This is a genomic window from Raoultibacter timonensis (assembly GCF_022845715.1).
Taxonomy (GTDB): Bacteria; Actinomycetota; Coriobacteriia; order Coriobacteriales; family Eggerthellaceae; genus Raoultibacter; species Raoultibacter timonensis.
Map to the genome: position 1 here is coordinate 1412699 of NZ_AP025564.1, position 19338 is coordinate 1432036.

Consider the following 19338-nt stretch of genomic DNA (forward strand, 5'->3'; position numbering starts at 1 on the left):
TTAGAGTATCATCTGGCAAACGGCAAGGCAAAGGATTAAACGGAGCGCATCATGATAACGAAATCCATGGTCAGGGAGTATTTGAAGTACATCGTGCCGACGATGCTCACGTTCACGCTTGCGAGCGTGTACAGCATCGTCGACGGCGTTTTCGTGGGACATGCGGTCGGGGATGCCGGCCTTGCCGGCATCAACGTGGCGTTTCCGCTCGTTGCGCTCGTCATGGCGGTGGGTACCGGCATCGGCATGGGCGGCGGCGTCATCTCGTCGATTGCACGGGGTGCGGGCGACGATGCGAAATCGCGGCGTGCGGTCGGGACGACGTTTCTCATGCTGATCATCGCCGCCGTGCCCATCATGGCGGCGCTCATCGTGTTAGCCGAACCGATTCTCACGGCGCTCGGCGGCAGGGGAGAGACGCTCGATCAGGCCGTCTCCTACATTTCGGTCATCGCGTGGGGCGTGCCGTTCCAGATATTCGTGACCGGTTGCACGCCGCTCATCCGCAACCAGGGTAAGGTTGCCTATGCTATGGCCGTCCAGGTGTTTGCCGGCCTCATGAACGTGGCGCTCGACTTCGTGTTCGTCATCCTGATGGGATGGGGGACCGCCGGTGCCGCGGCGGCGACGGTCGCCTCGCAGATCGCCGCCTTCGTGCTCGTGGCGGCGTTCTTCCTCCTGAAGCGCAACCGCATCGCGATGGCCGACCTGCGAATCGACAAAGCGATAGCCGCCCACGTGCTCAAGCTCGGTATGGCGCCGTTCGGGCTGACGCTTCTGCCCGAAGCGACCGTGGTGGCCATCAACGTGAACGCGGTCGCCTACGGCGGCGAGACGGCGGTAGCGGCATATGCGGTCATCTCGTATACCGCCTGCGTGATCCAGATGCTCATCCAAGGCATCGGCGACGGCAGCCAGCCGCTTATCAGCAAGCACTACGGGCAGGGGGATGTCGACGGGGTGAGACGGTTCCGCAATACGAACTACCTCATCGCCGTCAGCATCGGCATTCTCGGGCTTGCGGCCATGTTCGTCTTCCGCGAACAGATTCCGCATTTGTTCGGCGCTTCGGGGGAAGCCGCATCGCTCATCGCATGGGCGCTGCCCATCTTCTCGGTGGCGTACGTCTTCTACGGGTTCACCCATGCGTCGACCTCGTATTTCTATGCGGTCGACGATGCGCGGGCCTCCAGCATCATCGTGTACGGGGAGGCGGTGCTCGTTGTGCTCGTCGTGTTCGGCATGGCCCGCATCGCCGGCCTCGACGGCATCTGGGTGTCGGTCACCATCGTGCAGATGGTGCTCGCCTGCGTGGCGGGGGCGCTCTTGAGAAGGCGCCATCGCAGCCGTGCTTCCCGGGCGAAGATGGAGCCCGCGCTCGATCGGCCGTAGGGGCTTATTCGCCCCTCTGGGCGCGCTTCTCCTCTTCGATGATGTCGAGCAGCTCCTCGCGCGATCCGACGTTCATTTTACGGTAGATGTTGTACGTGTGCGTTTTGACCGTGTGGCTCGAGATGTAGAGCTTGTTTTGGATGTGCTCGATGCCGCGGCCTTTCGCAAGGTAGTAGAACACCTCGGTTTCACGCGGGGAGAGCGCGTAGCGCTCGGCGAGAGCCGCACAGCATGCCCTCCAATGCCCCTTCTCGTGTTCGGCCTGCCGCTCGGCGGCTTCCGCGGCACTCTCCCCGGTTTTCGCCGCGGAAGCGCCGTTCGCCGGGGCGGGTTCGACGGGCGCCGGATCGTGTATCAAAGGCTCTATCGGCGCGAACGTAACGAAGGCAGCGAGCAGGACCACGAGACCGAGGGCGATTCCCGAGAGCATCGAGAGGTTGATCGCGCCGGTGGCCGAAGCGGCGAACCCGAGTCCGTATCCGATGACGAGGCCGCCCGACAGCGCCGTCTGGCTGGTTCCGATGAAGAACAGATACGACGCCTTGCGGTTGCGGGCCGTCTGAAATTCGAATGCGATGCTCGTGAGGAGCACGAACACGTAGGCGCCCAAAAGCAGCAGATTGCACAGCGTGTAGACGACGTCGGACATGAACGACATGGGCACGAGTGCGATCACGAGGAAGGGAAACACCATCCGAAGCATGTTGCTCTGTTCGATACGGCCCGAAAAGCGCCTCATGAAGGCGAAAGCGGCGAGCGCGCCGAGAGCCGCGAGCGCCGCGATGCCGACGAACAGGGTCGCATCGCCCGCTATCTGGGTGACCGAGCCCGATCCAAGGCCGAAAACGATGCCGTAGACCACGTAGATCGCCCCGAACGCCCACGACAGACGCGCGTTCTTCTTCGACTCGGTGAGCGGGATCGCCTCGAGGTTCGTTGCGCTTTCGACGGTTTGATCCGCTGAAAGCGCAGGCCTTGCAGGCGCGCTGTCTGCGGCGGGCGGGTCTTCCGGCTCCCTCGGAAGGGTTTTGAGGATGCCGAGGCTGATGAGCGGGCAGATCGCCAGCATGGCGATGTTGAAGGGCGAGGGGAGCATGGTGATCACGAGATAGAAGCCGCAGCCGCATACGACGGAGAGCGCGAGGCATTTCACGATCGACGATTGCGAGACGGCGGTCACCGTTTCTATCCAGAGGAAGAACAGGCAGCAGAGCCCCGCTCCCGACAGGCCCCACACGATGAAATCGAATGCAAGCGGATGGGCCGTCTGCGTGACGAAGTACGATGCCGACGAGCCCGCCGCGATGACCGAGAACAGGATGGCGAACACCGTCATGATACGACGCTGCCCGGTTCCGATGGCTCCTTCGGGTGTTCGGGACAGCCCGAAGCTGCAGGCTCCGAATCCGATGAAGAAGGCGATTCTCAACACGAGGTGATACCAGAGGTTCTCGATGTCCACATCGAGAAATGAGTTGCGCATCAGCATGGAAAGAAAGACTGCCCAAAAGAGGGAAAAGCCCCCGACAGCGACGAGCAGGAATGCAGATGATGCCGATTGACGTGGGGAAACGTTTTCACTCATGCTTTTTTCCATAGGCTCGTCTTGCATGTTCCCCCGTTAAAACCATTCGATCGGTCGATGGCATTCATGATAGACGGTCTCTAGAGTAATGACAAGTTGAGGGTGCGCAGCGGCGGATCTGACGATCGGCCGCTTGGGCCTTCGGATTCGAGGCGATCCGCGCCTGCGGGGACCTCGAAAATCGTGCAAGACGAAGAAGGAAGCTTGAGGAGGTAGGAATGGAAACCGATTACAGACTGGTAGACCATGAAAAGCCGTTCCGCTATCGCGAGGGGGATTACGACGTCACACGCGGATGCGCATGGACGGGCCCGGGTTGCCATTTAGGCTGCGGCGTCATCATGTACACCGATGCGGATGGCAAGCTCGTCAAATGCGAGGGCGATCCCGAGGATCCGTGGACCGACGGACGTCTGTGCATGCGCTGCCTCGACGTGCCCGAGGTGACCAACCACAAAGAGCGCTTGCAGTATCCTATGAAGCGCGACCCCAAGGACCGCGGCAAAGATATCTGGGAGCGCATCACGTGGGATGAGGCCTATGAGCTCATCACCGAGAAGTTCATGGACATGAAAGAGAAGTACGGCGCCGAATCCGTCATCTTCGCGCAGGGAACCGGCCGCGACATCGCCGCCTACATCACGCGTCTGTGCTGGTCGTTCGGATCGCCCAACTACACGGGTTTGCTTTCGGGCCAGGCATGCTATCTGCCGCGCATCGCCGGCATGGCTGCCACGACGGGCCATCCGTGGATTCCGGATGCCGCTCAGCAGTTCCCCGAGCGCTACGATCATCCCGATTACGAGGTGCCCGAGGTCATGTTCATCTGGGGTAACTATCCGCTCAAGTCCAACATCGAAGGCTTTTACGGCCACTGGGTCATCGACCTTATGAAGCGCGGCATGAAGCTCGTGACGGTCGATCCGAAAGTCACGTGGCTCGCTTCGAAATCCGAGCTGCACCTGCGCGTGCGCCCCGGTACCGACGCTGCACTCGCCCTCGGCATGATGAAGGTCATCATCGACGAGGACCTCTACGACCACGAGTTCGTCGACGAATGGTGCTACGGCTTCGAGGAGCTCAAAGAGCGCGCCGCCGAGTTCGACGTGAAGCGCGTTTCCGAGATCACCTGGGTGCCCGAAGATCTCATCATCAAGGCGGCCCGCATGCTCGGCAATGCGAAGAACTCGACGCTGCAATGGGGCGTCGCCGTCGACATGACCCGCGAGGCCATGCCCGCCGGCCAGGCAATCCTCGCCCTCTGGGAGATCACGGGCAACATGGAGCGCCCGGGCGGCATGATCGTGGCTCCCGAGATCCTCTCGGTTGCCGGCGGCTGGGGCCGCGAGGTGCTGGGACCCGAGCAGGAGGCCAAGCGCATCGGCATCCAGGATTACCCGCTCTACAACTTCGGCTTCGCGGTATCGCAGCCCGACGAGACGGTGAAGACCATCGAGACCGGCGTTCCCTACGAGATCCACGGCGCCTGGCTTCAGACCACGAATCCCATCGCCTGCATGGGCGCCGATCCGCAGCGTCTGTACCACGCGCTCAACAAGCTCGACTTCATCGTGGTCGTCGACCTGTTCAAGACCCCGACGATCGCCGCATTGGCCGATGTGGTCCTGCCTGCCCAGACGTTCCCCGAAAGGAACGGCATCGCGTTCGTATCGGGCGCGCAACGCGGAAGCACCATCAACAAGGTGACCGATGTGGGCGAGTGCAAATCCGACATGCAGATCAACCTCGAGCTTGGCAAGATGTGGAACCCCGAGGCTTGGCCGTGGGACAACGTCGACGAGATGTACACCGACATGCTCAAGCCTACCGACATGACGTTCGAAGAGCTGCAGGAAGTGGCTCCGGCCTACCAGCCCATCGAGTACTACCGCTACAAGACCGGCAAGCTTCGCGCCGACGGCAAGCCCGGCTTCAACACGCCGACCGGCCGCATCGAGCTGTGGAGCAACTTCTACAACCAGGCCGGCCTCGATCCGCTTCCGTACTTCGAGGAACCCGAGCCCGGACCGACGTCGACTCCCGAGCTCATGGACGAGTTCCCCTTGGTCATGACGAGCGGCGCGCGCTTCTGGGGCATGTTCCACTCCGAGCATCGTCAGATCGAGCGTATGCGCCACTACCGCCCCTGGCCGCTCATGGAGATCCATCCTGAGACCGCCGAGAAGTACGGCATTAAAGACGGCGACTGGGTGTGGATGGAGGGCCCGATGGGACGTGCCAAGCGCAAGGCGAAGCTCACCCCCATCATGGATCGTCGCATCGTGTCGTGCGACCACGGTTGGTGGTTCCCCGAGGGAGATCCCGAGAAGTTCTACGACGTGTTCGACCTCAACATCAACAACACGCTGCCCTGGATCCCCGGCAAGAGCGGATTCGGATCCAATTACAAGAGCTCGATCTGCAAGATCTACAAAGTACAGGACGGTGAGTAATCATGGCTAAATTCGGAATCCTCGTGGACGCCCAGTGGTGCTCGGGCTGCCACTCCTGCGAGATCGCCTGCCAGATGGAGCATGGATTGCCCGTCGGCCAGACCGGTATCCAGGTCGTGAAGATCGGCCCGTGGCCCATCGGAGACGAAGCCGACAACAACTGGCAGTTCTCGTATCTGCCCATCCCGACCAAGCAGTGCGACACGTGCGCCGCGCGCCGGGGGCTGGGTAAGGTGCCCACCTGCGTGCAGCACTGCCAGTCGAAGTGCATCGAGTTCGGCCCGCTCGACGAGCTGAACCAGCAACTTGATGCGAAGCAGAAGACGCTCTTCGTGGTCGCATAGGCTCGAATGCGCGCGATCGGGTGCCGGACTTCGGTTCGGTGCCCGCACGAATGCCCCGGGCGCGGCGTGCCCGCCGAGCCCGGGGGTCGGATGCGATGCGTCCAGGCCGTTCGGTTCGGGCGCGGCGCATCCCGTCAACGGATTTCGGATGCGGAAACGACCGCATCCGAGGACAAGGAGATCGGCGATGTACAGCAAGAAGTACTATATTTTCTACGGTCTGTTCTTCTCCCTGATCGTTGCGGCGATACTCTGCCTTGCGCTCACCTTTGCGCAGGGAATCGCCCACATCGATCCCATGTTCTTCCTCATGAGCTTTGCGATTGCATTCGTCACCTCGTTCGTGGTGACGGCGGTCATCCCGCTCGCCCGCATCGCGGGTGCCGCGGCCGAGTACTACGATGCGAAACCCGGCACACTCGGCTTCCGCATCGTCCAGAACATCTTCTTCAGCACGCTCATCATGTTCGTGCTCGGCATCGTCATGACGGCGTTCATGACGGGCGTGGGCATTACCGAGGCTGTGAACCCGATGACGGGGCTTGTCGATCCGGTGAACCTGTTCGACCGGTTCGCAGCGCTCTGCATCCAGTTCTGGCCGACCATCGTGATCGTGGCGTTTCTTTCCGATCCTGCGGCAGGCGGCTTGGCCAAGCTCTGCGTGAAACCGGCCGACCGCTTTGCCAAGACGCCCGATGCAGTAACCGACGAGGCCGTCCATGCCTGATCGGCTGCATACCGATACGGCTTCGGGTGCAACCCCCGCGGATTCCAGGAATCCCGCGCGTGGTGCGGCTTCCGCAGGTTCTGCAGGTTCCGCGGCTGTCGAAGCCCCTGCGGCTCCCTCTTTCGAGCGGGGGCCGCAGGGCGCGCTCGGGCCGCGGGGCAATGAGGCCGATGCCGAGATGGGGCTAGAGCGGTCGAAAGAGAGCCTCGTCAACGGGTCGAACGCTTCGGAGGACGAGGTGCAGGACCTGATCGACGCCGTAGCGGGTGCGACGTGGAACACGCGCAACCGCATTATGGAAGAGCGCTTTCTCGCAGCACTCGACAAGGGAGAATCGAGGGTTCCGGCCTTCAAACCGCCGGGAAGCTCGTTGGGAAGCGCGTAGTTCGGGCGGCGTGATGCCGCCCGAAACCGACTTCGGCGTGCTGAGCTTGGCGTATCGGGCTCGTTTTACGGCATATGCGTAAATTCGCCGCCGAACCGATGTCGGCATGCGCCCGCCCGGGGCTTTGGAGCGCCGGCCCGCTGTCGGGCGCTCCGCGAGGGCGCGTCGATCCTGGTTCAACGGCGGAATCGCCCTCGTCTACGGGTTTTTGCCGATTATGTTGCGTTTAAAGACCCTTTGGGGCGGCTTTCGGCGCCCTTGAAGGCGAGCCTTGAAAGAGGTCGAATCGGAACAACCCTGCGACCAGGCAATATGCTGCTGGCAAGAAGCCGGCCGGCTTGCAAGCGGGCTCCGGACGCAACACAATCGGCAAAAACCCGTAGAAACAGCCCCGTCCGCCGCCGAACCGATGTCGGCATGCGCCAGCTCGCGCTTGCCTCGCGAGGACGGACGCGCAGCCGAGAAAACCGTGCTGTTCCAGATCTTGCAAGACGGAGACGTTCCGACGGGCCCTGACGTTTTCCCTACGTCGGCGCGCCTACCCGATGTTGAACAGCACGATGTAGAGCACAGCGGCGCTTGCGATGAGCATGCAGACTGCGAAAGCGACGAAGGCCAGCACATCCGAAGTGCGGCTTCGCGCACTTGTCTGCCGCCGCAAGAATACGCGGTACGCGCAGGCGAGTACAAGGTTGCTCGCCGCCATGATCGCGGCGAAGAGGAACACCTGGGTTCTCGGCGCCCATCCATCGGGTCCGCTTGCGTCGAAGTGGACGGCGACGGTGTCGGGCAACGCGCCGAAACCGCAGGCCGCGATGATGAGGGGCAGGACGCACAGAGCACCGAACAGGACTTTCCGGGCGGTGCTCATAGGGATTGCGACGCTTACGGGGGCGGCGGCGGATGCGGACGGCGTTGCTTCGTCGGGAAAGGTCGACGCTGCGGCATCGCTGGGGAACAGCTTTTTGAGATCCCGCTCTACCACGGGGATGACGGCCACGATGCCGACGAGCGGTACCCCCACGTACAGAAACGACGCTACGGCGAAGCCCGCATCGGTCGTCGTGAGCGGCGTGGCGGCATCGATCACGGCGGTGGCGATCGACAGCGCGAGGCCGACAAGGCCGACGATGGCCATGAGCGATCCGGCTTTCCGGTTCGCGTACGCCCACGCCTCGGGACTCTGCATGGAGCGCGTCGTGCGGTAGCCGAAGGCGGGGTTCGGATCGAAGGCGGTATAGCGCATGAGCGCGCCAAGGCCGATGAAGAGCGGGTCGATGATGAGCGCACCGAAGAGCACGAGCGTATCCTTTCAGGATGAGGAAGATTGCTTGCAGCTCGATTATATACCGGGGGGGGGCGTGTCCACTGCCTTTTCGGCGGGTTTCGGCTTGCGCAGCGGGGCTTGTCGAGACGGAGTGGGGCACGACAAGCCGTTGCGGTCCCGGGGCGAGGCACGATGGGTCAGCGCGGGCCGAGTGCGCCTACCCATCGTGGACGGCTGTGCTAGCGGTAGTTCGTTTTCAGGAAGTCGACCCACCCGTCATAGAGGGAGGCTTCGTCTTCGCCGAACGCATCGAGATAGTCGTTCGTTCGGGCGAACGACACGACATGCTCCCACCCGAACGTCTCGTCCAAGTATTCGATGTAGGTATAGGCGAAATCGTAGCCGCCGACCTCGTTGAACTCGACGGGGTTCAACGTATGCGTTTGCTCGATGCTGGGAACGAAGTAACTCGTGCTGTAGAGATCGTCTCGGGGGTCGCCGTTCGCCAGGTAGAGCGCGAGGCCCTCGTTGACCCAAAGCGACATGTTCTTGTTCAGCAGCGAATTGTAGGCATGCACCATTTCATGCGGCCCCGAGTTTTTCACGCTGTCGTAGGTGTGCGCGCTGCCGGGGTTTGCGGGGGAGGTCAGCAGCACGTTCGTTCCCCGATTGTCCCCGATGTACCAATCCATGTTCAGCAGCAATGCCACCAGGCCGTACTTCTTGGTTTGGAATGTGCTCTGATCGTCGTATACGTACACCTTGATGTCTTGCGGGGAATCGAACCCGAGCATTTCTGCAATATGCTCGCTCTGGGCATTCATCAGGGTGAAAACATCCTGTGCCGCCGCTTCCTCCCGCTCGTAATACACGGTTACGTACGCGCCCCCTATCGATTTCATACCGGGCGTTTCGGGGGAGAGCGTCGGGATGAGGGTTGCGAAAGCGGCCAATATCGCAACGCCGAGCACGAGCAGGGCGATTCTGAGTCGCTTGCCGGCCTTCGACCCGTTCGATTTTTCTTTCACGAAGCCCTCGTTCCTACTGGCAAATTGCGCGTCGTTTCCTCATATATGAGAGTACCATTTCGGGGGTGATGTGCCTACCGGTAGGCGGGCGGTCGGGGATTTGCCGCCCGCGAAGCGCGGAGACTCGCCCGCACTTTGCGGTTTCCTCGTGCGTCGCCCTTGCCATTCAGCATGCAACCTGTTACCATATGCGGTCATAAGATTCACTCACGAACGCGTAAACGCTAGAAAAGGATTGCTTGATGTCGGCGGTTATAAAGGTCGCTTTCCTCTAAAACCTCATACCGAGGATGATCCGCGTATGCCCGAGAACGCTCGGCGCGCCCATCCACCGCCTTTTGCATCCCTGTCGCGTTTCCCGCATCGCAGGCGCCCGCTGGCGCTGCGCATGCATCGAAGACACCCTGAGTATACCGACGATCTCGTCATACCCCTTGCGAAGGCAGCGGTTGCGGGATCGTTTTGTATGAGGCTCTGGAAAGCAGCATTCGAAAGGAACGACGTTGAACGCAATGCTAGTGAATCTAGGAGCACCAACCAATGAACATACAGGATTACGGGTTCGACCCACGCTGCCGACCCGAGAACATACAGGGAATACCCGCACGAATCACCGCAGTTCACAGAGGGCTGTTCGAAATCGTCTGCGATAAGGGTTGCGGCCTGGCGCACCTCAAGCAGGGCTCATACCGCACATCCGAGGCCGACTATCCCACCGTCGGCGATTTCGTCATGGTGGATTGGGCGGGCGACGGTGAAAGCAGGATACGCGAAACGCTGCCGCGCTCGACGTTCTTTGCGAGGCGCGACCCCTCGTCGTCGGGTCACGGCGAACAGGCTATCGCTGCGAACTTCGACTACGTTTTCATCATGCAGGCGCTCGACCGCGATTTCAACGAGCGCAGGCTCGAGCGCTACCTGACACTTGCGTGGCAATCGGGTGCGGCGCCGGTCGTCGTTCTCACCAAGGCGGATTGCGTCGGCGACGCGTCGACGCACGTGCAGATTGCGGAGAGCATCGCTTTCGGCGTCGACGTGTGCGCCATCAGCGTCAAGACGGGTTCGGGTCTCGGTGCGCTCGACCGCTACCTCGAACCGGGGAAGACGATCGTGCTGCTCGGATCGTCGGGCGTCGGCAAGTCGAGCTTGGCGAACGCCCTTTCGGAAGACGAGCTTATGGCCACAGGCGAGATTCGCGAAAGCGACGGACGGGGAAGGCATACGACCTCGCATCGCCAGTTGATGCTTCTGGAAAACGGAGCCATGCTGATCGACACGCCCGGTATGCGCGAGCTTGGCATGTGGAACGCCGACGAGGGGTTGAGCCAGGGCTTCGCCGACGTCGAGAGCTACTTCGGCCAATGCCGGTTCAGCGATTGTCGCCACGACGGCGAGCCGGGCTGCGCGATAGCGGAGGCCATACGCGATGGAAGCCTTGCGCCCGAGCGCTGGGAGAGCTACTTGAAGCTCAAGATCGAAACGCGCCTTGCCGACGACAAGGAGGGCTTTCTGCGAGACAAACGGCAGTGGGAGAAGAACCTCTCCAAGCTCGTACGCCAAATGAAGCAAGCCGACCGTACGGCACCCAAGACCGGGCGCCCGCCGGTACGGATCGACCGTGCTCCAGCGCAGATCGAACACGGGATGTCGGATAGCCGAAACGCGCCGAACGCCGAACGCGTATCCCGCGATCGGCCCGATTACCGTACGCAGGCCTGCACCGAGAGCTTCACCTGCGCGGTGTGCGGAAGCGTGGTGGTGCCGGAACATGCAGGAAGCGACCATCGCAACCACTGCCCGCATTGCCTCTCGAGCCTGCATGTGGACAACCGGCCGGGAGACCGGGCATCGCTGTGCAAAGGCGTCATGGAGCCCATCGGCGTTTGGGTGCGCAAGAACGGGGAATGGGCCCTCATCCACCGCTGCTCGTCGTGCGGCAAGATCGTGTCGAACAGGATTGCCGCCGACGATAACAGCGTACTTCTGATGTCGATCGCGACCAAGCCGCTCGCCAATCCGCCGTTTCCGCTGTGGGACATGGGCGCTGCGACGGCGAGCGGATAAACTGATGCGTTGCGCCGTCCGGTCTTGTATCATGGGATCGTGGCCGTTGGGCGCGATCCCACGATCGGCCGGTATCTAAATCGGAAAAGAACGGAAACGAAGGGCGGAGTCGCATGGAGCAGTACAAGCAGGAGTTCATCGAGTTCATGGTGGAAAGCGGAGTGCTCAAGTTCGGCGACTTCACGTTGAAGAGCGGGAGGAAATCCCCGTTCTTCATGAACGCGGGAGCCTACGTGACCGGTTCGCAGCTCCATCGTCTCGGCCGATGCTACGCCCGTGCCATCCACGATGCGTTCGGGCTCGAGTTCGACGTGGTGTTCGGTCCAGCGTACAAGGGCATTCCGCTTTCGGTCATCACCACGATGGCCATACACGAGCTGTACGGCGCAGAGGTACGGTACTGCTCGAACCGCAAAGAGGTCAAGGATCACGGGGACACGGGCATTTTGCTCGGGAGCAACCTGAAGGACGGCGACCGCGTCGTCATGGTTGAGGATGTGACCACCTCGGGCAAGTCGATCGAGGAGACCTATCCCATCCTCAAATCGCAAGCCGATGTCGACATCAAGGGACTCATGGTGTCGCTCAACCGCATGGAGGTCGGCAAGGGCGGCGAGGTGTGCGCGCTCGACGAAGTGCGCGAGCGCTACGGGTTTCCCACCGCAGCCATCGTCACCATGGACGAGGTGACCGAGTACCTGTTCAATCGGGAATGCCAGGGCAAGGTCGTCATAGACGAAACGGTGAAAGAGGCGCTCGATGCCTATTACGAGCGCTACGGAGTTCGGTAAGGAGGCGATGGCTCGCTCAAACGGGCGCGCCCTCGGCGTTCGGCGCACCGCTTGGGTCCGGCATCCCTCGACTCGACGGTGCTTCTCGTGCGAACGAAAGGAGCCGCAGCGTGCATGCTGCGGCTCCTTGACGTTGCCTGCGTTTTGCCGGGCTGCCGATTGGGGTCCGATCTAGTGGTTGCGGCGCCTTGCCATCGCGTAGGCTCCGCCGCCTACAAGCAAGCTCGCGCATGCTGCGGCCGCGAAGAGGAGCATGCTCATCTCGTCGCCTGTCCGAGCCATCTTTGCGTAGCTTCCCGTTTTGCTCGAGGTCGGCGTCTTGCCTGAGGGGTCGCTTCCGGGCTTCTCGGGATCTTTCGGATCGGGGTCCTGCGGGCCGCTGGGGTCGATCGCCTTCCAGATGGCATAGAGATCCACGTCGTTGGCCGGCATGGGGAACGTACCACCGGGGCCGTACAGCGCCGTTGCGCTCGCCGGGTCGGTGTGCCATCCGACGAACTCGTAGCCGTCGCGCACGAGCGTGTTCTTGCCGGATACCGTGACCGTGTCCCCTGCGGCATGCTGGCTGCTTGCGGGCGCGTCGCCCGCGCTGTGGCCGTTTCCGTGGTAAGTTACGGTATAGAGGACGGGAGCCTTGGCCTTCCAGATGGCGTGGAGGTCGACATCGTTGGCAGGCATGTTGAACATGCCGGTGGGCGAGTACAGAGCCGTCTCGCTCGTCGGGTCGGTGTGCCATCCAAGGAACTCGTGGTCGGTGCGCTCAAGCGTGTTCTCGTCGAGTACGGTGACGGGCGTTCCTGCGGCGTACTGCGCGCTCGGGTGCGGGTCGCCCGCGCTATGGCCGTTTCCGTGGTAGGTCACCGTGTAGAGCGTCGGGGGCGTCGCCTTCCAGACGGCGTAGAGGTCCACGTCTCGTGCCGGCATGGGGAACGTGTCGGTTGCCTCGTACTCCGCATCGGTTGCGGTAGAGGAGGTGTTCCATCCGAGAAAGTCGTGGTCGGTCAAGGTGAGCGTACCCTCGTCGGACACCGTTACGGTGACACCCGCAGCGTAGAGCTGGCTCGGCGGAGCTTCGCCGCCGTCGTTGCCGTTGCCGTAATACGTCACGCGGTAGACGTTCGTGGGGGTGCCGCCGGTGAAGTTGATGTCGTAGTTGTTGAGCGGGTGGTAGGGAACGAGGCCGCCGATGCTGATGCTCGCGAACTCGATCGAGGGGTAGTCGTCGAACACCGTCGTCGGCGGGATGTAGGCAGCAGAAGCGGTGTTGCGCTCGAATACGGTGTCGGACCCGATGACCATCTGGCCCCAGTACGGCTCGTTGCTGTAGATGCCGCCGCCGTGGCCGTTGGGCGCCGCGTTGTCGACGATGACCGCGTCGCCGCCGATGGTGAGTGTGACGCTTCGATCCGACTGGCCGTCGAAGAAGATGCCCCCGCCGCCCTTAACCGAGCCGAGCGCGGTGTTGCGCGCAACCGTACCGCCGTTCATGACGAGCGATGAGGGGTTCGTTGTTGTGGCGGCCGAGTACTCGGTGAAGATGCCTCCGCCGTTTTCCGCCGCCGTGTTGTCGACGACGGTCGCCTGGTCGTTCATGACCATGCCCGCTCGGTTGGATACCGAAACCCCGCCGCCGCTCGAGGTGGTCGCGTTGTGGTGCACCGAGCTTTCGTCGTTCATGGTAAACAGCTCGTTGCTCCAGCAGGCGATGCCGCCGCCCCAGCCCCCTGCGGTGTTGTGGCGGATGGAGGTTTGGTCGTGCATCGTGAACTCGGTGGAGATCGAATCGACGCCGCCCCCGCTGCGAACTGCGGTGTTGTGGTGGATCGAGCTCTTTCCGTACATGTCGAAGGTGGTCTTGGTTCCGCCGCTCGTGTACACGCCGCCGCCGACATCCGCATGGTTCTCGGTGATCGTTGCGTTGTCGCGCATTTCGATGGTCGCGCTCGCCGTATTGTAGCGGTTGAGGCCGCCGCCCTGCTCGGCGGTGTTGTTCTTGATGAGGCTCTCGCCTGTCATGGTGAACGTTATGTCGCGACCCGACCAGTCGGCGTACAGGCACACGCCGCCGCCCGATTCCGCCGTGTTGGCGTCGGCAGCGCTGTCGCCGCCGATGACGCCGCCGTTCATGATGAAGCTGCCGGCGCCGTTCACAAGCACGCCGCCGCCATGGATGCCGGCGATGTTCGCGCGTATCGTTCCGCTGTTCATGGTGAAGGACGATCCGTCCTGCAGCACGTTGACGCCCGCGCCGCGGTCGCTCTCGTTTTTCTCGATAAGGCTTTCGCCGCTCATGGTAAACGAGCTGCCTCCCGCAACGAGTACGCCGCCGCCTTGGTTGACGGTGCTCGTGTTGTTGCTGATAGTACCGCCCGTCATGGTGAAGGTGGAGCTGCTCACGAGGTTGATGCCGCCGCCGTTGCCTGCGGTGTTGCTGCCGACCAGTCCGCTCGACATCGTAAGGGAGCCGTCGGTTACGTATATGCCGCCGCCCCCGACGCTGCGGTCGCTGATCGTGCTCTTGTTGTTGCTGACGGTGCCGCCTTCGATCACGAGTGCACCGCGATTCACGCGCACGGCGCCGCCGGCGACGTTGCTCGTGCAGTTCTGGATCGTGGCGCCCGCCTTCAGGGTGAGCGTGCCCCTTTTGCCGTCGACGAGCACGCCGCCGCCGACGGTGCCGCCGTCGAGCACGACGTTCTCGAGGATGAGCGACATGTTGTAGGTGGAGCTGCTGCCGTCGACTTTGAAATGGCGCGCATTCGCCGTTGCCTGCGTGATGGTAAAGGTGTTGCCGTCTTTCGAGGTCAATGTGACGACCCGATTGAAGGGGGCGTCGATGGTGCCCGATATGGTAAAGCTGTTCTGCAGCTCGATGGTACCTGCCGTGCCGACGGGGATGTCCCACATGGCGTCTTGGAGCTCGGTCTGGTTGGTGACCGAGATGGGCTCGGCGCGCAGTTCGGCTTCGGTGCCTGTCTGGTCTTCGTCTGCGGCCAAGGCCGTCGCTTCGTTCGAGTTCGCCTCGGCGGTGCCGGCAAGGCCTTCCGCATCGATGCCTGGAGCGCTGTCGGCAGGCGGTGCCTGCTCGGGGTCAAGCGCCGTCTCGCCGGACGGGTTCTCGGTTGTATCGTCTTCTGCTTCGCCCGGTTCGCCTTCAGCCTGTTCGCCGAGCGCTGCTTCCTCGGTTGCCGAGGGGTTCGGAGCCGCCGGCGCATCGGTCGAGGCCAGTGCGGATCCGCCGGAAACGCCCCAGAATGCAAGCATTGCAGCAAGGGCTATGAGGAGGAGCTTTGGGGGTCGTTTGATCGTTGGCATGTGTCTCCTTCGTCGTATGTACACCGCATGCTGTGCATGCACAAGCGAAGAATATAACATCTTGCATATATAAAGGCAAGATGTTTCATAGTTTGCCACAAATCAACATCTGAAATGGGGTTATGAAATAGAGAAAGTAATATAATAAACTATATATCATGATGAAGGGGAAGACCGCAACGCGGAAGCGGGCGTTGGGATCCGGGATCGGATGGGCAGGGCATCACTGCCGGCAAGGGCACGTTGTCGGTTGGGCGCGCTCCTCTCTCGGCAGCCGGGCGGATGCCGGTTGGGATACGCTATGCTGTCGAGCGCCTTGCGCCATCGGTTGATCGGATAAAAATCCACGCTTTATCCTCAGCGGTTGCGACGGTAAGCTGCTATCATGGTGACGACACCAGAGAAGGCATGCGAGAATTTACAGAGGCACAAGATATGGCATTCGTTCACCTGCACAATCACACCGAATACTCCCTGCTCGACGGCGCAACGCACATCAAAGATATGGTGCGCCGCGCCGCCGAACTCGGCATGCCCGCCGTTGCCGTCACCGACCACGGCGTCATGAGCGGCGTCCCCGAGCTGTGCGATGCGTGCGATGCCGTCGAGGCCGAGACCGGCATCCGCGTCAAGCCCATCTACGGGTGCGAGGTGTACTTCACGACCGACGAGGAGCTGCGGAAGGACACCAAGCCGAAGCTCTACCATCTGCTGCTGCTCGCCAAGACGAACGAGGGGTACCACAACCTCGTGCGCCTCGTATCCGAGTCGCACGTCGATAACTTCTACTACAAACCGCGCACCACGTTCTCGATGCTCGAGAAGTACGGCAAGGGCATCATCGGCTCGAGCGCGTGCATCGCGGGCATCATCCCGAAGATGCTCGACGACCGCCGGTTCGACGATGCGGTCGAATGGGCCAAGAAGTTCGCGAGCTGCTTCGAGCCGGGCGATTTCTACATCGAGCTGCAGAACCAGGGCATCGTAACCGACGCAGGCCTTACGCAGACCGAGCTCAACCACCAGCTTACGAAGGTCGCGCAGACGGCGGGCCTCAAGACCATCGCCACGAACGACTTCCATTACCTCGTGCAGGAGGATGCGCGCGCGCAGGACATCATGCTGTGCATCGGCACCGGCTCGGCGGTCAACGATACGAACCGCATGAAGTTCGAGAACGATCAGTTCTACATGAAGACCGAAGAGGAGATGCGCGAAGCCCTCAAGGATTTCCCCGAGGCGTGCGACACCACCGTCGAGGTTGCGGAGAAGTGCGATGTCGTGCTGGAGCGCGATTCGATCCTGCCGCGCTTCCCCTTGCCCGAGGGCGAGACCGAGGAGAGCTACTTCAAGAAGCGCATCCAGGAGGGCCTCGTCAAGCGCTACGGCGAGCCCATACCCGCCGAGGCGCAGGAGCGCGCCGACTACGAGGCCGGCATCATCATCCAGCAGGGCTTCCCGGCCTACTTCCTCATCGTGCAGGAGTACATCGAATGGGCGCGAAGCCAGGGCATCGGCGTCGGCCCCGGCCGCGGTTCGGCCGCTGGCGCCATCGTGGCCTACGCGATGGGCATCACCGACCTCGACCCGCTTTCGAACGGGCTTCTGTTCGAGCGCTTCCTTTCGCCTGAGCGCGTGGAGATGCCCGATATCGACGTCGACTTCGAGGACGAGCGCCGTGGCGAGGTCATCGAGCACATCAAGGAAGTGTACGGCGAGGATCACGTGTCGGGCGTCATCACGTTCGGCAAGCTGCAGGCGAAGAACGCCGTGCGCGACGCCGCGCGCGTGCTCGACTACCCCTACGGCGTAGGCGACCGCATCGCCAAGCTCATCGGCGACGAGCTCGGCATCACGATCAGCGACGCCCTCGCGAAGAACCCCGACCTCAAGAAGGCCTATTCGACGGAGGAAGACGTCAAGCAGGTGCTCGACGCAGCCCTTTCCATCGAGGGCCACGTCCGCGGCGAAGGCGTGCACGCGTGTGCGACGATCATCTGCCGCGATCCGATGGCCGACCACGTTCCCATGAAGCGCGACACCAAGGGCGGCGGCATCATCACGCAATACGATGGGCACTACACGCCCGATCTGGGCCTTCTCAAGATGGACTTCCTCGGCCTGCGCACGCTCGGCGTTATCAGCCGCGCTTGCCGCAACATCGAGGCGCGCTTCGGCGAGCATATCGTGCCCGAGGAGATCCCGATCAACGACGAGAAGGCGTTCGAGCTCATGCGTTCGGGCAACATGGACGGGCTCTTCCAGGTGGAGGGCGCCCTGTACGTGAGCCTGTTCGCGCGCCTTCCCCCGAAGCGCTTCTCCGACATCGTCGCTTCGATCGCGCTCAACCGTCCGGGCCCGCTCGAGTCGGGCATGGTCGACGACTACATCAAGGTGGCGAGCGGCAAGACGTCGGTCCACTACTACGACGACCGCCTGCGCCCGATCCTCGAGGAAACCTACGGCACCATGGTCTACCAGGAACAGATCATGCAGATTTCCATGGCCATGAGCGGGTTCTCGGCGGGCAAGGCCGACAAGCTGCGCAAGGCCATGGGCAAGAAGAAGCTCGACATCATGCGCCAGCTCCAGGAAGACTGGAACAACGGCGCGGTCGAGAACGGCTTCTCGCTCGATATCGCCAAGCAGATCTGGGAAGACGCCGAGAAGTTCGCCAAGTACGCGTTCAACAAGTCGCACTCGGCGGCCTACGCCATCCTGGTCATGCGCACGGCGTTTTTGAAGGCGTACTACCCACACGACTTCATGGCCGCTGTGCTTTCGTCCTACATGGGCAACTCGGACCGCCTGATCAAGTACATTGCCAGCTGCAACCGTTCGGGCATCCCGGTTTTGCCCCCCGACATCAACGCGTCGAACCTCGAGTTCACGCCGACCGACGAAGGCGTGGTCTTCGGCTTGGCGGGCGTGCGCGGCGTCGGCGAGAAGGTGGCCGAGGAGATCATCCGCGAGCGCGAGAAGGGCGGAAGGTTCTCGTCGCTCCACGATTTCGTGAACCGCATGGATTCGAAGGCCTACAACCGCAAGACGCTCGAAGCGCTCATCAAGGCCGGCGCGTTCGATTCGACGGGGTACACCCGCAAGCAGCTCATGTACTTCATCGAGGAGACGCCGCTGCTCGAGGGCGCCTCGAAGCGGCAGAAGGACCGCGATATGGGACAGGTGAGCATGTTCGACCTGTTCGCCGACGACCCCGATTCGGATTTCAAGGAGGAGATTCCCGAGCCAGACAACGTCGAATGGGACAAGCGCACCAAGCTCGCCTACGAGAAGGAGATCCTCAAGATCTACGTGTCCGACCATCCGCTGCGCCCGTACGAGGGGCTCATCTCCAGCATGACGAAATTCTCGCTGGGCGACCTGGCCGATCGCGAGAAGGATATCGCGAGCGCGACGTTCGTCGGCATGGTGTCGACCGTCGTGACCAAGCTCACGAAGCGCGGCACGAAGATGGCCACGTTCACGCTCGAGGATACGACGGGGCATGTGGACGCCATCTGCTTCAAGTACGACGACAACGCCGAGGCGATCCAGGAAGACGCGATCGTCAAGGTGAAGGGCAAGTTCGAGCACAGCGATCGCGGCAACCAGCTCATCGCCTACGAGATGGAGGTCATCGAGCTTTCGGAGGACGATGTGCGCCCCTCGCATCTCGAGCTGAAGATCGCCTCGTCGGATTTCGACCAGAACACGTCGATGCGCTTGAACCGCATCCTGAAATCATATCCGGGTCGCGACGGGGTGGTGCTGTTCATCAGCCAGGCCGACGGGCGAAAGTTCAGGGCGGAGCTTCCCGTTACCGTGGACGCCCGCAGCCAGGTCATGCGTTCCGAGATTCAGGATCTGTTCGGAAAGCCGGTCTGGATGGCGTCGTAGGTCGCTGTGCGCCCGATGCCGGGCGTCGGTCGTGCGCGGGCGGGATCGAATACGCCCCTCGCCGGCGCGTGTCGAGCGGCGCTGTTCGGG

At 62.2% G+C, this 19338-nt stretch carries 12 protein-coding genes; 8 read left to right on the forward strand and 4 right to left on the reverse strand.

From position 1 onward, the window contains the following. Positions 1–51: 51 nt before the first annotated feature. Positions 52–1392: an MATE family efflux transporter gene (locus tag MWL89_RS05595; RefSeq protein ID WP_244412054.1), complete on the forward strand. Its 1341-nt coding sequence runs from the start codon at positions 52–54 to the stop codon at positions 1390–1392. A 4-nt stretch (positions 1393–1396) separates the two neighbouring features. Here the strand turns inward: MWL89_RS05595 and MWL89_RS05600 are convergent, their stop codons facing one another. Next, positions 1397–2977, reverse strand: coding sequence for a helix-turn-helix transcriptional regulator (locus MWL89_RS05600; RefSeq protein ID WP_244412055.1), 1581 nt, complete (start codon positions 2975–2977; stop codon positions 1397–1399). A 218-nt stretch (positions 2978–3195) separates the two neighbouring features. Between MWL89_RS05600 and MWL89_RS05605 the strand changes: the two genes are divergently transcribed. From MWL89_RS05605 to MWL89_RS05620, 4 genes are all read left to right on the forward strand, one after another. Beyond that, positions 3196–5430, forward strand: a complete 2235-nt coding sequence (locus MWL89_RS05605) for a molybdopterin-dependent oxidoreductase (protein WP_102378622.1) — start codon at positions 3196–3198, stop codon at positions 5428–5430. A 2-nt stretch (positions 5431–5432) separates the two neighbouring features. Beyond that, positions 5433–5774 carry a 4Fe-4S dicluster domain-containing protein gene (locus MWL89_RS05610; RefSeq protein ID WP_102378621.1) on the forward strand — a complete coding sequence of 114 codons (342 nt, stop codon included), beginning with the start codon at positions 5433–5435 and terminating at the stop codon, positions 5772–5774. A 187-nt stretch (positions 5775–5961) separates the two neighbouring features. Further along, positions 5962–6501 (forward strand): hypothetical protein, encoded by a 540-nt coding sequence (locus MWL89_RS05615; RefSeq protein WP_102378620.1) that lies wholly within the window; start codon positions 5962–5964, stop codon positions 6499–6501. Beyond that, positions 6494–6886: a hypothetical protein gene (locus MWL89_RS05620; protein WP_244412056.1), complete on the forward strand. Its 393-nt coding sequence runs from the start codon at positions 6494–6496 to the stop codon at positions 6884–6886. Before MWL89_RS05615 ends, MWL89_RS05620 begins: the two co-directional genes overlap by 8 nt. Positions 6887–7424: 538 nt before the next feature. Here MWL89_RS05620 and MWL89_RS05625 read toward each other — a convergent pair. Both MWL89_RS05625 and MWL89_RS05630 read right to left on the reverse strand, forming a co-directional pair. Further along, positions 7425–8186, reverse strand: coding sequence for an SdpI family protein (locus MWL89_RS05625; RefSeq protein WP_244412057.1), 762 nt, complete (start codon positions 8184–8186; stop codon positions 7425–7427). A 206-nt stretch (positions 8187–8392) separates the two neighbouring features. Further along, on the reverse strand, positions 8393–9181 hold the full coding sequence (locus MWL89_RS05630; RefSeq protein ID WP_244412058.1) for a hypothetical protein: 789 nt from the start codon (positions 9179–9181) through the stop codon (positions 8393–8395). A 540-nt stretch (positions 9182–9721) separates the two neighbouring features. Here MWL89_RS05630 and rsgA point away from each other — a divergent pair. Then, on the forward strand, positions 9722–11245 hold the full coding sequence (gene rsgA / locus MWL89_RS05635; protein WP_219724286.1) for a ribosome small subunit-dependent GTPase A: 1524 nt from the start codon (positions 9722–9724) through the stop codon (positions 11243–11245). Positions 11246–11358: 113 nt separating this feature from the next. Continuing rightward, the gene (pyrE, locus tag MWL89_RS05640) at positions 11359–12036 is read left to right on the forward strand and encodes an orotate phosphoribosyltransferase (RefSeq protein WP_102378616.1); all 678 of its coding nucleotides are present in this window, start codon (positions 11359–11361) and stop codon (positions 12034–12036) included. A 171-nt stretch (positions 12037–12207) separates the two neighbouring features. Here pyrE and MWL89_RS05645 read toward each other — a convergent pair whose 3' ends face one another. Next, on the reverse strand, positions 12208–15351 hold the full coding sequence (locus MWL89_RS05645) for an InlB B-repeat-containing protein (RefSeq protein ID WP_244412059.1): 3144 nt from the start codon (positions 15349–15351) through the stop codon (positions 12208–12210). 435 nt (positions 15352–15786) lie between these two features. On the opposite strand from MWL89_RS05645, the gene dnaE reads away from it, so the two are divergent. After that, a complete protein-coding gene (gene dnaE / locus MWL89_RS05650) occupies positions 15787–19248 on the forward strand; it encodes a DNA polymerase III subunit alpha (protein WP_244412060.1) in 3462 nt (1153 codons plus the stop codon). Positions 19249–19338: the final 90 nt, after the last annotated feature.